This window comes from Kiritimatiellales bacterium, assembly GCA_041656295.1.
In the GTDB taxonomy this organism is placed as follows: domain Bacteria; phylum Verrucomicrobiota; class Kiritimatiellia; order Kiritimatiellales; family Tichowtungiaceae; genus Tichowtungia.
Map to the genome: position 1 here is coordinate 1 of JBBADV010000006.1, position 13,377 is coordinate 13,377.

Consider the following 13,377-nt stretch of genomic DNA (forward strand, 5'->3'; position numbering starts at 1 on the left):
CTTCAGGTACGCCGTAATGGCGCGTTTACGTGTCTGTTCTGTTGCGATTCCCATGAACAGAACACTAAAACAATATTAACGATATTTCAATCGTTAAATGCTCTAGAATGATTTTTACAAAAGGAAACAAAGGATTATGAGGAAAAAACCGGAGAGTCGCCGGCCCGGCGGCCACGGACTTTGAGGCCAACGTCCCCATTAAAATTATCCGTTTGTATCCGTGTGATCTGCGGTGAATTTTGACGCATCTAAATTCCGGCTGTTTTGAATAACTCCGCCAATGAAATTTTCAGAGCGTTTGCAATATTGAGAAGACTGCCAATCGTCAGATTGCGCTCAGCGCGTTCGACATAACCGATAAAATTGTGATGAACATCCGCCTGTTCCGCCAGTTTTTCTTGGCTCCATCCCCGCGCTTTTCGGTATTCCCGTATAGCTTCACCAAGTTGCTTACGGGCTTTTAAAGTTCCCTCGCGTTTCATATTGACACCAGACTAGCTGTTTAGTCCCACAGTGTGGTGGAACGGATCAAACTTAAACCGATCCGGAGCAGAAGTCCAGATGTTGCAGATATATTCGTATGGCGTGAGGCCATGTAATGTTTTGAGCTGTTTGGCAAAGTGATAGGCCATCAAAAAGGTCTGTATGTGTTCTTTCAGCTGATCATGGGTTCCATAGTGATAACGCTTCACCGTTGCCTCTTTCAACGTCCGGTTCATCCGCTCAACATTGTTTCGGGCGCAAGCCGGTTCCAAAGGCATGTGCGTGTAAAAAGACTCCCGCAATCCATGGCCTGCTTGATATCCGCTGTCGCGGATCGTCGGTTACCCGGCGAGGTAAACCGGGTTCCGTTATCCGTTAATACGGTGTGGACAGTATAAGGAACGGCCCGGATGAGCTCTTGAAGAAAGTCGGCGGCAATTCGCCGGGCTGCCTTTTCGTGAAGCTGAACAAAAGTAAATTTTGACGTACGGTCAATGGCAGCAAACATATATAACCTGCCTTCTTCCGTGCGGACCTCAGCGATGTCGATATGGAAAAACCCGATCGGACAGGTTTTGAATTTCCGTTTGCTCCGAGGATCTTTGGTATCCGGCAGCCGGCTAATCCCATGACGTTGGCAGCAACGATGCAGAGAGGAGCGTGTTAAATGAGGTATGGCGGTCTGCAGGCTGTAAAGACAATCATCGAGAAGAAGCAGCGTATGCTGCCGAAAAGCGACGCAAGCGGCTTCTTCCTCCTTGCTCAGCACCGTTGACCGGGGTTGTTTGGGTCCCATCGGGGCATCCTGTACTGTTGTGCGCTGTCGCCGTTTCACTACGGTTTTCGGGTTAATACCGTGCCGGCGCGCTAGAACACTCAGGCTCTCTTGACGATGTTGTATCATTCGACGCACCGCCTCGGTCGTACGGGCGCATCCGTGTAATATCTGTCCCATAATTTATCCCTCCGGAGCTGGTTATACATCACTCCAGCACACTGTGGGACTAAACAGCTAAAGTCTGAAAGTCACAGGCCGGAAATGGAGGACGGCGGCTCGCCGCCCATGGTTGCGGAGGCCCGCAGCCCTCCAATTTTCTTTGCCCCTTTTCGTGCGGTTTGTGTAATTGCCGTTTTGTTGCTTAACATTCGTTAAGCCGTTCTTCACTTCGTCTCGAATCGTGGTTAACTCTTTTCCAAAAAAATCCGTTTATATCGGATTATCTGCGGTTTCTTATGCGTGTCTATTCGTGGTTTTTCCTCCTCCGTCTAAATCCGGGTGATCCGCGGTTTGAATCAATCATACATGTCAGCCCGATTTTCACACTTTCCAGCAACTGAATTGTTGCTTGAAAAGTGTTGTGTAAACCGGTTAACATAAATAAAATCGTAAAAGGCTGGTTGTAAAGTTATCAACGGGATATTACTTCCCCGTCAAAAGGAGTTATTCACCATGCAGGCAAAACACTATCTGTTTTTTTCTTTAAATATATGTGCGGCGTTTCTGTGCACTGTGCCCGGTGCTGCAAAAGAAAATCCGCTGCGCGGAATGGTTCTGGTTGATTATATGTCCGGACAGAAACTGTCCCAGAGTTATAATGTGCTATGCAATCCGTATCATACCGGCAGCGCAGTAGAAGAAGTGCGGGCAACGCTGCGTGACATCCCCATGTTTTCCGCCGGTGCATGGAAAACGGGAGAAACTCTGCCGTGGGGAGCCACCGCAAAAGACGCCATGCTGTTTGATTTTGCTTTGATGAAGCGTTTCGGTATTGATGCGATCTGTCTCAATTATGGCATGGGCGTAAACAAATGGCCGGATCCGAAAGAACAGCCGCACGGATTGATCGCTGTCTATAAACCGATCATTGAAGCGCTTAAAGAAAGGCCAGACTTAAAAGTTCTGTTTCAGATGGATCAGGCATACCCCAACGGCATACTGCCGCCTAAAAGGGTCCGTGAAGAAGGAATGGAGGACTTGTTTGACCACTATCTGGATACACCCAATCTGCTGCGCGATGAAAAAGGCAATGTGGTCATCGATACCTACCGGGCGAACATCCTTGATCCGTCGATGAATGCGGATGATATTCCTGCTCATACCGACCGGTTTTTTCAAGACCAACGGCAGGTTGTTGCAAACTGGCAGGAAATCCTCGCGAAACTGGGCGAGCGGTATGATACAAATTTTGTGGTGTTTGCTGATATGCCGCCGGCATGGAGTTTCGTTCCCCAACTGGAAACAGGTGCAATTACAGGTGTGGCGAAACTGACTCAGGAACAGCGGAGACAATATTTTGATCTGTGGGCGGAGCCGTTCCTGGGAATAAAATTTTTCGGAGTACTGGATGATCCGGAACGGACACAAGCCGTTTACAATGATGCCATCGACAGTAATAATAAATTCGGGAAACTCTCTGTAATCCCCGTCTGGCATGGCTGGCACCGGGTCTGGAACAAAAGAATCGCGTTTGACGGCTGGTATAATTTAATTAAAACATTTGAAAACACACGCCGCGCGAATAATCCGGTGATAAAAGTGATCATCTGGAACGACTATCAGGAAAATTCCCAGCTCGCGCCGACGTTCCGGCAGGGATTCGGCAAGCTGCTGATCCTTGATCATTATCTGAAACGGTTTAAAACCGGTGAAGAACCGGCGGTTGAAAAGGATGTTGTGATTCTGCATTATCCGCCGTATCTTGGAAATCCGGTCGCAACGGATTTTCATACCGTTCTGCAATGCTATCAGCCGCTGCGCGATTTTGTTCATGTCGCGGTCTTTGCTAAAGAAGACAGCACGTTAGTTTTCGGCAATGAAACCCGCAGTGTCAGTGCCGGCTTATCGTTCCATGAATTCGATGCAGTTCCCGGTAAACAGGCCGCCTCATTGCTCCGGAGTAATGAACCGGTGGCACAGGTCGAGGGATTATATGAAATTTTTGACGGCATTCCTTACCGGACAGATAAAGTGCCGTATATCTGGTCATCCGAATGTCATACGCTCTTTAGAGAGTACGCCGGATATGATCTTGATCCGCATGACGGACGCTGGGCGGATATCAATGAGAATGGAATTGCGGACTGGTTTGAATTATGTCAACCGGACAAAAAAGTGCAGCGGCCCTGACAGTTTTTGCAGAAATTCTGTGTGACTGGAATTGTTCCGGTGTGGCGGACGGCACAGTGTTTAAGATGTGGCCGACCTGCAGAAGGCGTAAAATTTAAAGGACGTTTTAAAGATAGCGCATTAGAAAAAGTATGACCCGCTGCTGTTTTTGGTTGCCTGACCGCCTGTCTCGCGAAGGAACAGCTAAAACGCTGGAATATCTTCAATCGTTAACTGACAAGGGTGTAAAATACCATAGCTATACAGAACGATATTTTTATGCCCGTTATCCTTTTCGGGAGCGCTCAATGAGCAGGTCAAGTTTTTTGAGTGCGGCGCCGGAGTCGATGGATTCGGCGGCAAGCGCCATCGCTTCCGGCGGCGCGCCGGTTTTCCCGCCGGCCATGATGGCGAATGCAGCGTTGAGCAGCAGAATATCGCGTTTCGGTCCGTGTTCTTCGCCGCTCAGCAGGCGCCGGATAATGCCGGCATTTTCGAGCGGATCGCCGCCGGTGATATCTTCTTTTTCCGCAGTGGGAATTCCAAACCCGGCGGGATGCACCTCGTAGGATTCAAGTTTTCCGCGCCGTATTTCCATCATGGATGTGGTGGTTGTGGTTGTAATTTCATCGAGTCCGTCGTGACCGTGAACCACAAATAAATAGGTCATACCGAGTTGCGCTGCCGCGTCGGTCATAATCGGAACGAGTTCCGGGCGAAACACCCCGATCACGCCTTTTTTTATATCAGCGGGATTGCAAAGCGGGCCGAGAATATTAAAGAGGCTCCAGAAGCCGAGCTCTTTGCGCGGACCGGCGGCGTTTTTCATCGCCGGATGAAATGTCTGTGCAAAGAGAAATGCAATGCCTGTTTCATTCAGACAGCGCTCGACCTGTTCCGGGGAATAGTCGAGGTTGATACCGAGCGCCGCCAAAACGTTTGCGGAACCGCACTGGCTCGAAACGCCGTAGCTGCCATGTTTGGCAACGGTGATCCCGGCGCCGGCGGTGACAAATGCCGCAGCGGTTGAAATGTTAAATGTTTTGGCTCCGTCGCCGCCGGTACCGACAATATCGACCGCGTCTGGATCGTCGCATTTAACTTTGATGGATGTTTCACGCATGGCCTGCGCCGCACCGGCAATAATTTCCGGCGTTTCACCGTGCATCCGGAGTGCCGTAATAAAGCCGCCGATCTGCGCCTGCGTTGCTTCACCGGTCATCACATTCATAATCGCGTGATAGGCATCTTCCCGCTCCAGCGTGCCGCCGTGAATCAGAGTTTGAATCGCTTTTTTTATCATTATTTCCCTATAAAATTTGCATGATTGACACTGTACGGCACACCGCCTTACTCTGTCCAAGTTATTTTGAGTCAGAATCAGAAAAGGCCTTATCATCATGTCAATTCAGCCGTTTGCCTGCACGAGTCCGGATGACGAAAATGCAATGCTTGCCGCCATCGGAGCCGAAAATTTCGATGATCTGTTTGCGCATATTCCGCCGGAGTTTCAAACCGGCTGTTTTAATCTGCCGGCCGGACTTTCCGAGCTGGAAATGATGCGGCAGATGCGCACTGTGGCGCGCAAAAATTCCGGTGCCGTTCTTAATTTCTGCGGCGCCGGTTTTTATGACCATTTTATTCCGGCGGCGATCGACTCGCTTGCCGCACGCGGCGAGTTCTTTACGGCATATACGCCGTATCAGCCGGAAGCGGCGCAGGGTACATTGCAGGCGGCGTTTGAATATCAAACTGCGATCGCGCGACTCACTGGAATGGAGGTTTCCAACGCGTCGCTTTACGACGGCGGCTCCGCGCTGTTTGAAGGTATGATGATGGCGCTGCGCATTACAAAACGGAATCGCGTACTCGTTGATGAAGGCGTGAATCCTGTTTACCGGATGATGCTGCAAAGTTATACGCGCAACCTGAATGTTGAATACCGCGAAATTTCACTTGCCGGCGGAATTGCCGACCGCGATGCATTTGCAAAAAATCTGAACGAAAAAACCGGCGCGGTGCTTTTACAGAATCCAAACTTTTTCGGCTGCATTGACGATCTCTCCGGATTGATTGAGCAGGCGCATCGTGCCGGTGCACTCGCTGTTCTATCAACCTATCCGGTTTCGCTTGGAATCTTAAAGACGCCCGGTGAAATGGATGCAGATATTGTGACCGGCGACGGGCAAAGCCTCGGACTTCCGCTTTCGTTCGGCGGGCCGTATCTCGGGTTTATGGCGACAAAGAAAAAATATGTCCGCAATCTGCCGGGACGCATCGTCGGCATCACCAACGACGCTAAAGGCCGGCGCGGATTTGTTTTAACGCTGCAGGCGCGCGAACAGCATATCCGGCGCGAAAAAGCGGCGTCGAACATTTGCACCAATGCGCAGCACTGCGCGCTGCGCGCAATTATTTATCTTTCGCTGCTCGGCAAAACCGGTTTTGTAAGTGTCGCGCAGCAGTGCGCCGACCGTGCTGCGTATGCGTGGTCGCAACTGAAAAGGATCTCCGGTGTTGAATTGCTGTTTGACCGCCCGTTTTTTAATGAGTTTGCAATCAGGCTGCCCAAAAATTCCGGTGATGTCGTCGGCGAATTAATTAAAGAGGGTATTGCTGCCGGATTTCCTGTCGGACGCTATTATGCTGAATTGGATAATGTTCTGCTTTGCGCTTTCACCGAAAAACATACGCAGCAGGAAATTGATCTGCTCGCCGCAAAACTGGAAACAGTTTTGTAGTTCAGAGTTCACGGTTCAGAGTTGGAAATAATAAATGAAAAATTGAGCGTTTTGAAGATATCGAAGATTGGAAGTTATGAATTCAAAATTGAAAACTGAGAACTGTGAACTGAGAACTGTGAACTCTGCGTTAATTTACGAGTTGAGTGCGAAAGGGCGGAGCGGAGTGAGAATGCCGGCAGACCGGCTCTCAAAGGGTCATGTTATTCCGAAAAATTTATTGCGCGCAGTGCCGGCGGAACTGCCGGAAGTTTCAGAGAGCGAAGCGGTGCGCCATTTTACACGCCTGTCCCAGCAGAATTTTTCAGTGGATACCCATTTTTATCCGCTCGGTTCGTGTACCATGAAATATAATCCGCGCGCGTGCGAAGCGGCGGCGGCGCTGCCGGAATTCAGCGGAATGCATCCGCTGCTGCCGCAGCTTGCCGGCGGCGGTTCGCTGACGCAGGGATCGCTCGAAATTCTCTATTCACTCGAGCGCACGCTGTCGGAAATAAATGGACTCGCCGAGTTTACATTGCAGCCGCTGGCCGGATCGCACGGTGAATTAACGGCGGTGATGATCATGGCGGCATATCATCGCGACCGCAGAAATAAAAAAACGCACATCATTATTCCGGATTCAGCGCACGGTACAAATCCGGCCAGCGCCGCACTTGGCGGTTATGATGTGGTTTCAATCCCGTCCGATGCCAGCGGCGATATGGATCTGGAAAAATTTAAAGTTGCGCTCAATGAGGAAACTGCCGGTGTGATGCTGACACTGCCGAGCACGATCGGCGTATTTAATCCGCGCGTAAAAGAAATTATTGAAGCCGTTCATGCGGTGGACGGTTTGATGTATTACGACGGGGCAAATTTTAATGCGATCATGGGGCGTATTAAGCCCGGTGAACTCGGCTTTGATTTATGCCATTTAAATCTGCATAAATCATTTTCAACGCCGCACGGCGGCGGCGGACCGGGCTCCGGTCCGGTCGGCGTCTGTGAAAAGCTGCGTCCGTTTCTGCCGGTGTCGCGCGTGGTGAAAACTGCCGCCGAGACATTTGCTCTGGATTATGACCATCCAAAAAGCATCGGCTACATCGCACCGTTTTACGGCAATTTTGCGGTGCTGGTGAAAGCCTATGCATATTTGCTGATGCTCGGCCGCGACGGGTTGCGCGCCACGAGCGATCGCGCTGTGCTGAATGCAAATTATATTCAGGAAAAGCTGCGCCCCTGTTTTCCGGCAGCGACTGAGGGACGCTGCATGCACGAATGTGTATTCAGCGGAAAAGCACTCGCCAACGGAATTCGCACGCTCGACCTGGCGAAAGCGCTGATCGACCGCGGATTCCATGCGCCGACGGTGTATTTCCCGCTAATCATTCCGGACGCGATCATGATTGAACCGACGGAAACCGAAACGCGCGAAACACTGGATGAGTTTTGCCGCGCAATGATTGAAATCGCCGAACAGGCCAAAACTGATCCCGAAGCCTTACATCGCGCGCCGGTCACTACGCCCGTCAGCCGCCTCGATGAAGTTGCTGCCGCAAAAAATATGGAACTGGTGTTTACAGACTGATCCGGATGGTCTAAATTAAGACCGAATAAAAACCGGAGAAGGTCATGAAACTCAGCGAATCCATTATGCCGATCAGTCATTTCAAAGCAAACGCTGCTGAAATTATTAATCAGGTTTGCGCCGGCGGAAATCCTGTAATTGTTACGCAAAATGGCTATGCAAAAGTTATTATTCAGGATTTGAAAGAATACGAACGCGAACAGGAACGTGCTGCACTGCTCGAAATTTTTCGGCAGGGTGAAGAGGATATTGCTGCTGGACGAACTGCGCCGGCAGATAAAGTTTTTGCACGCTTACGCAAAGAAGTTAAAAGAAAGTATCCTGATTGCAACTTATGAGTTTAGCACTTCATGTTACAAGCAATGCAGAATCCGATCTGAAATCCATTTACGAATATATTGCAAAAGATCATTCGCAACGAGCAGATGCGATTATTTCCGGTTTGGAAACCCAAATGCTTAAACTCACTCAATTCCCAAACAGTGGTCATATTCCGCCGGAATTTGATAATGGTGTTCAGCAGGCAACATACAGAGAGTTCCGATATAAACCATATCGGATTTTTTATGAAATATTTCCAAATAAACTTTCTATTGTCGCAGTCCTTGATTGCCGCCGGAATATTAGAGAATTAATTCAGGAACGAATGATAAGGAGCTGAAAATGGTTAAGCACATTGTACTTTGGACGATGAAGCCGGAGGCAGTGCCGGAGAAAAAACTGGAAGCAAAAAACCGGTTGGAAGCATTGGTCGGAATGATACCGGGACTGCATACACTGGAGGTCGGAATTGACGCCGGAAACGGAACGATGTCGCTTTATTCCGAACTTGATTCGTTTGATGCGCTCGCCGGATATCAGGAACATCCGGCCCATAAAACTGCCGGCGCACTGATTCAAGAACTTGCGGCAGCACGATGTGTTTCAGATTACGAAACCTGATTCGTTCAACTCAGTTTTATTGGCGAATTACTGCTGCTCTACTGCCGGCATGGTTGATTCCTGTTCTGTACTTTTATTCCGCCAGTGTGTGAACAGCGATGTGACCGGCGTTGTTGCGTTTGTCATCCATCAGATTTTCGGCGACGGTACCGCGATAGCCGTTTGTTCCGGCGTCGATAATTAAAATATCGACGCCGATTTCCATCTCAACAACCGGTTCGCTTTTACTGACGCGTCGCCGGTTTTGACTATCAAACCGGTCGTAAAGCGGCACCATGATTTCGTAATTTATTGTGTCGCCGTCAACAGTAATGGCAGCGGTTGCCGGATTGTGTTGCGGAAAGCGGTCGGCGCCGGCCAGTTTTTTCCAAACGGTTTTTTTATCCGGAGCAAGGCCGAAAATATAATTCTGAGCGCTTGATTGAGTGGCTGCATATTTTTCCGGCGAACTGCCGGTGTCAGCGCGCACAAAAATTTCGACGCAGTCCTGAGCATGGGTTCCGGCATACCCGTTTTTTAAAACGAATTCGGGATCGACGTAGCGCACGGCGATGAAAAGCGCCGGATCATCGTTCCAGCGGATTGCCCACTCGGCCTTGGTAATTGCCGGATTGCCGTCAATAATTTCCGGCAGCGGTGTCCAGTCAATATTGCGCCACTCGCTCAATTTTCCGTCAATACGGATGTGGCCGGCTTCCGGAATCTCCTCCGGTTCGCCGTATTGCTGAGAACCATATACATACGTATGTGCGGAAAAGAGCAGGGTGACAAACAGTGTTTTCATACCGGAATCATAGCCGGTCTTTTAAAGATGTCGAGCAGGCGGATATAAACATTCTGTCTGGAAAACAAGATATTTTTTGCCGAAGACGCGCAAATTATTTGATTCTGCTTAGATCCTGCATGCACTGCGACAGATATTTTTATCTCGGCAAGCGGTGTAAAAGTTCATCAGAGAAAACGGTTTCGTTTACAAATTTCTCAAGTAATGGTTCTGCTTCATCTGGAGTGAACAGACCTTGATAAAATATAACAGCGGCATAAAAAGAAAAATATAGAAAGCCGGCATTCGATTTTGCCCGATAATAAAATGTGTATGCAACGGATTGGGTTTTATTATTAAATCAAGGTTTCTGTAATCACTTTTCGCAGTGAAAGTATATGATCCGGCTTGTCCAATCACGGATCGTTATTAACAGAATTTTATTTTGCAGTTAAATACATACCTTGTGAATAACAGTTGTGGCCGGTAAAAGTTTTAACCGCGCAAGCCGCCGGAAACTTCAGACGTGATGATGGATTTGAAATAATGCATAACGGATAATATGTAAAACGGGGATTACGCATTACAGATTAATGGAAGTGCATCCCGCCTCTGTCCGGCGGCAGAGATACGCTGCTGCAAAATTATTTCGCTGAAAAATAAAAACGGTGTTTGGCAACAGAAAGGTTGCACTTTCAGGTCTAAAAAAAGTATTTTTCGGCAGAATTGATGCAGTTTTTATGAATTGGTTTTTGCTTTTATCTGTATGAGTACGATCCGCATTCTCGGCGTAGATACATCACTGCGTTCTTCCGGTGTCGGCGTGATTGAAATGTCCGGTGGTGAAGTGCGCGCGCTGGTATATGGCCGGATTCATAACAAACCGGCACTGCTGCACACGGGCTGTCTCGCCGCAATCCACCGTGAAATTGATAAACTCATCACCGAGTTTGAACCCGACGAGGTGGCGATCGAGGGCGCATTTTTCGCAAAAAATGCCAGGACCGCAATGATTCTGGGTCAGGCGCGCGGCGTGGTTTTAGCGGCGTGCGCGCTGCGGACGCTGCCGGTGTTTGAATATTCACCGCGTACAATTAAGCAGTCGATCACCGGTGTCGGCACGGCGCAAAAAGGACAGGTTGCAAAAATGGTGATGCGCCTGCTTAATTTGAAGTCGGAGCCGCAGGAGGATGCGGCGGATGCGCTGGCAGCGGCGCTGTGTCATGCCAATCAACGCAATCTGCCGGAAGCCTTGCGTTCGGCGCCGGTTTAGTGATAATTTCCCCGAATCTCAGTTAGAAAACCACGAATGGACGGGAATATTTTTTACAAAGAGGAAACGAAGGAAGGAAAAAATTTGAACTACTGGCCTTCACTAATTTCCACTGATTATATTAGTGCCGATTAGTGTGAATCAGTGGTTAAAAATAATTTGCTTTTAATAATTTTGCATAAAAACAGAAAATTGCCGGATAAGTAGAAAAGGAGGATGGTGATGGATTTCAAAGAAATTAAAAAAATCGCTCAGATAATGACCGATCATGATCTCTCAGAATTTATTTTCGAAGACGACAACAGCACATTACAGATGAAACGCGGTGCCACTGTGGTAGCCGCCGCGCCGCAGATTGTATCAATGCCTGCCGCAGCTCCGGCGGCTGTTCCTGCCGGCACACCGGCGTCTGTTGTCGCACCGGACGCTGCACCGGCCGCCGATGACGGTTTAATTGAAATTCCATCACCGATGGTTGGCACATTCTACCGTGCACCGTCGCCGGATGCGCCGCCATTTGTGGAAGTCGGTGCCGATATTTCTGAAACGAGTGTAGTTTGCATTATTGAAGCGATGAAGGTGATGAATGAAATTCAGGCGGACGTAAAGGGCAGGATTAAGAAAATTCTGATCGATAACGCCACACCGGTGCAGTTCGGTCAGCCGCTTTTCCTCGTAGAGCCGGCTTAAACAATTCGAAATTCAAAGCACGAAATTCGAAATAAATTAAAATATTCGAAGATTGTTTCGTGCTTCGGAATTCGGATTGCGAATTTTAACCCGAAGGGTCTGGTATGTTTGGAAAAATTCTGATTGCAAATCGCGGCGAAATTGCTCTGCGTATTATCCGCGCGTGTAAAGAACTTGGAATCCGGTCGGTCGCGGTGTATTCATCGGCAGACAGGGATTCGCTGCATGTTGAAATGGCGGACGAAGCGGTTTGCATCGGTCCCGCCGCTTCAACGGCGAGTTATCTGAAAGTGGCGAATATTATTAGCGCCGCCGAAGTTGCAGACGTGGATGCGATTCATCCGGGCTATGGGTTTCTCGCCGAAAATGCGCATTTCGCCGAAATTTGTAAAAGCTGCAACATTACATTCATCGGTCCGGATCCGGAAATTATCCGCAACATGGGCGATAAGGCGTTTGCACGCGATACGATGAAAGCCGCCGGTGTTCCAATTACGCCGGGCAGCGACGGAATTCTGCAGACATCCGATGAGGCGCTCGCGCTGGCGAAGGAAATGGGGTATCCGGTGCTGATTAAAGCCGTCGCCGGCGGCGGCGGAAAAGGAATGCGCGTGGCGCGTAACGACGTCAGTCTGGTGCAGGGTTTTATGATGGCGCGGGCAGAAGCGGAGACGAACTTCGGCAATCCGGATGTGTTTATGGAAAAGTATATCGAGTCAGCCCGGCACGTTGAAGTGCAGGTGATCGGTGATAATTTTGGCAATGTGGTGCATCTCGGCGAGCGCGATTGCAGTATTCAGCGTCGGCACCAAAAGCTGGTCGAAGAGTCGCCGTGTCCGGCACTGACGCCGGAAGAGCGGCAGGCGCTCTGCGAAGCCGGCGTGCGCGCTGCCAAGGCGGTGGGTTATAACAGCGTTGGCACGCTTGAATTTCTGTATGATGAAAAGGATAAAAAGTTCTATTTCATGGAAATGAATACGCGGATTCAAGTCGAGCACACCGTCAGTGAAGAAGTCACCGGCATCGATTTGGTGAAAGAGCAGATTATGGTGGCCGGCGGCAGAAAACTTTCATTTACACAAGATGATGTGAAGTTTAAAAATCACGCGATCGAGTTCCGTGTGAATGCCGAAAATCCGTATAAAAATTTTATTCCGTCACCGGGCAGAGTGGAAGCGGTACATTTTCCGGGCGGTCCCGGAATTCGCGTCGATTCGCATGTGTACAGTGGCTATACGATTTCACCGCATTACGACAGCATGATTGCAAAGATTATTGCGCGCGGTGCAACGCGCGATGAAGCACTCAACCGGCTGCACCGCGCGCTGACGGAATTTACGATCGCCGGTCCAAGCACGAGCGTGCCGGTCGGGGTTACACTGCTGGCCGACGGGGAATTCCGTGCCGGAAAATATAACACGGCATTTCTTGAAAAATTCATGTATGATAATTTCAAGGCTGAACGGCAATTATAAAAATATGACAGAGTAGAGAAAATAATTTAGACGGAATTTACAGGGTTGATGGCAGGTATTACAGATTTGTTTCCGTGTGTTTGGTGTATTCTACAATTGAAAATATGTTGTGGATTTTCGTGGTCACGAAAAGTTTTTCCATGAGAAGGTAAATCAGGAGCCGTTCATTTCAACGTACACCGGTTCTTTGCCGCCGGTTCGTTCCTTTATGTTTCCATCTACGATTTTATCAGTTTAACTGCTGCTGCGGGAGAACAACCTCTTTTGCCTTCCATTCTGCCTGTGAATCCTGTCTAAAAAATTCTGTTGAAGCGTGGAAAGGGCTGGACGTGCT

At 49.2% G+C, this 13,377-nt stretch carries 12 protein-coding genes and 1 pseudogene; 9 read left to right on the forward strand and 4 right to left on the reverse strand.

All coding sequences use genetic code 11. From position 1 onward, the window contains the following. Positions 1-248 precede the first annotated feature (248 nt). Both WC959_05175 and WC959_05180 read right to left on the reverse strand, forming a co-directional pair. On the reverse strand, positions 249-482 hold the full coding sequence (locus tag WC959_05175) for a helix-turn-helix transcriptional regulator (protein MFA5688518.1): 234 nt from the start codon (positions 480-482) through the stop codon (positions 249-251). 12 nt (positions 483-494) lie between these two features. Further along, positions 495-1,438: pseudogene (locus tag WC959_05180) on the reverse strand (DDE-type integrase/transposase/recombinase). 495 nt (positions 1,439-1,933) lie between these two features. On the opposite strand from WC959_05180, the gene WC959_05185 reads away from it, so the two are divergent. Continuing rightward, positions 1,934-3,610 (forward strand): endo-1,3-alpha-glucanase family glycosylhydrolase, encoded by a 1,677-nt coding sequence (locus tag WC959_05185; GenBank protein ID MFA5688519.1) that lies wholly within the window; start codon positions 1,934-1,936, stop codon positions 3,608-3,610. A 265-nt stretch (positions 3,611-3,875) separates the two neighbouring features. Here the strand turns inward: WC959_05185 and trpD are convergent, their stop codons facing one another. Continuing rightward, entirely contained in the window at positions 3,876-4,892 is a 1,017-nt protein-coding gene (gene trpD / locus WC959_05190; GenBank protein ID MFA5688520.1) for an anthranilate phosphoribosyltransferase, read from the reverse strand. 97 nt (positions 4,893-4,989) lie between these two features. Here trpD and gcvPA point away from each other — a divergent pair, with 97 nt between their 5' ends. The 5 genes from gcvPA (at position 4,990) to WC959_05215 (ending at position 8,842) form a co-directional block, all read left to right on the forward strand. Continuing rightward, a complete protein-coding gene (gene gcvPA / locus WC959_05195; protein ID MFA5688521.1) occupies positions 4,990-6,330 on the forward strand; it encodes an aminomethyl-transferring glycine dehydrogenase subunit GcvPA in 1,341 nt (446 codons plus the stop codon). Between the two features lie 118 nt (positions 6,331-6,448). Beyond that, entirely contained in the window at positions 6,449-7,900 is a 1,452-nt protein-coding gene (gcvPB, locus tag WC959_05200; GenBank protein MFA5688522.1) for an aminomethyl-transferring glycine dehydrogenase subunit GcvPB, read from the forward strand. A gap of 44 nt (positions 7,901-7,944) precedes the next feature. Continuing rightward, the gene (locus WC959_05205; GenBank protein ID MFA5688523.1) at positions 7,945-8,238 is read left to right on the forward strand and encodes a type II toxin-antitoxin system Phd/YefM family antitoxin; all 294 of its coding nucleotides are present in this window, start codon (positions 7,945-7,947) and stop codon (positions 8,236-8,238) included. Continuing rightward, positions 8,235-8,561 (forward strand): type II toxin-antitoxin system RelE/ParE family toxin, encoded by a 327-nt coding sequence (locus WC959_05210; GenBank protein MFA5688524.1) that lies wholly within the window; start codon positions 8,235-8,237, stop codon positions 8,559-8,561. The genes WC959_05205 and WC959_05210 overlap by 4 nt, the downstream gene beginning before the upstream one ends. Positions 8,562-8,563: 2 nt before the next feature. Then, on the forward strand, positions 8,564-8,842 hold the full coding sequence (locus tag WC959_05215) for a Dabb family protein (protein ID MFA5688525.1): 279 nt from the start codon (positions 8,564-8,566) through the stop codon (positions 8,840-8,842). A 73-nt stretch (positions 8,843-8,915) separates the two neighbouring features. Here WC959_05215 and WC959_05220 read toward each other — a convergent pair whose 3' ends face one another. Next, complete coding sequence (locus tag WC959_05220; GenBank protein MFA5688526.1) at positions 8,916-9,626, reverse strand: sugar-binding protein; 711 nt, start codon at positions 9,624-9,626, stop codon at positions 8,916-8,918. A 745-nt stretch (positions 9,627-10,371) separates the two neighbouring features. Here WC959_05220 and ruvC point away from each other — a divergent pair. The 3 genes from ruvC (at position 10,372) to accC (ending at position 13,043) form a co-directional block, all read left to right on the forward strand. Then, on the forward strand, positions 10,372-10,878 hold the full coding sequence (gene ruvC / locus WC959_05225) for a crossover junction endodeoxyribonuclease RuvC (GenBank protein ID MFA5688527.1): 507 nt from the start codon (positions 10,372-10,374) through the stop codon (positions 10,876-10,878). A 222-nt stretch (positions 10,879-11,100) separates the two neighbouring features. Beyond that, on the forward strand, positions 11,101-11,568 hold the full coding sequence (gene accB / locus WC959_05230; GenBank protein ID MFA5688528.1) for an acetyl-CoA carboxylase biotin carboxyl carrier protein: 468 nt from the start codon (positions 11,101-11,103) through the stop codon (positions 11,566-11,568). A 104-nt stretch (positions 11,569-11,672) separates the two neighbouring features. Then, positions 11,673-13,043: an acetyl-CoA carboxylase biotin carboxylase subunit gene (gene accC / locus WC959_05235; protein MFA5688529.1), complete on the forward strand. Its 1,371-nt coding sequence runs from the start codon at positions 11,673-11,675 to the stop codon at positions 13,041-13,043. Positions 13,044-13,377 lie beyond the last annotated feature (334 nt).

Coding starts and splice junctions, on each gene's coding strand:
- WC959_05175 (MFA5688518.1), bottom strand. CDS start 482: ATGAAACGCGAGGGAACTTTAAAAGCCCGTAAGCAACTTGGTGAAGCT.
- WC959_05185 (MFA5688519.1), top strand. CDS start 1,934: ATGCAGGCAAAACACTATCTGTTTTTTTCTTTAAATATATGTGCGGCG.
- trpD (MFA5688520.1), bottom strand. CDS start 4,892: ATGATAAAAAAAGCGATTCAAACTCTGATTCACGGCGGCACGCTGGAG.
- gcvPA (MFA5688521.1), top strand. CDS start 4,990: ATGTCAATTCAGCCGTTTGCCTGCACGAGTCCGGATGACGAAAATGCA.
- WC959_05205 (MFA5688523.1), top strand. CDS start 7,945: ATGAAACTCAGCGAATCCATTATGCCGATCAGTCATTTCAAAGCAAAC.
- WC959_05210 (MFA5688524.1), top strand. CDS start 8,235: ATGAGTTTAGCACTTCATGTTACAAGCAATGCAGAATCCGATCTGAAA.
- WC959_05215 (MFA5688525.1), top strand. CDS start 8,564: ATGGTTAAGCACATTGTACTTTGGACGATGAAGCCGGAGGCAGTGCCG.
- WC959_05220 (MFA5688526.1), bottom strand. CDS start 9,626: ATGAAAACACTGTTTGTCACCCTGCTCTTTTCCGCACATACGTATGTA.
- ruvC (MFA5688527.1), top strand. CDS start 10,372: ATGAGTACGATCCGCATTCTCGGCGTAGATACATCACTGCGTTCTTCC.
- accB (MFA5688528.1), top strand. CDS start 11,101: ATGGATTTCAAAGAAATTAAAAAAATCGCTCAGATAATGACCGATCAT.
- accC (MFA5688529.1), top strand. CDS start 11,673: ATGTTTGGAAAAATTCTGATTGCAAATCGCGGCGAAATTGCTCTGCGT.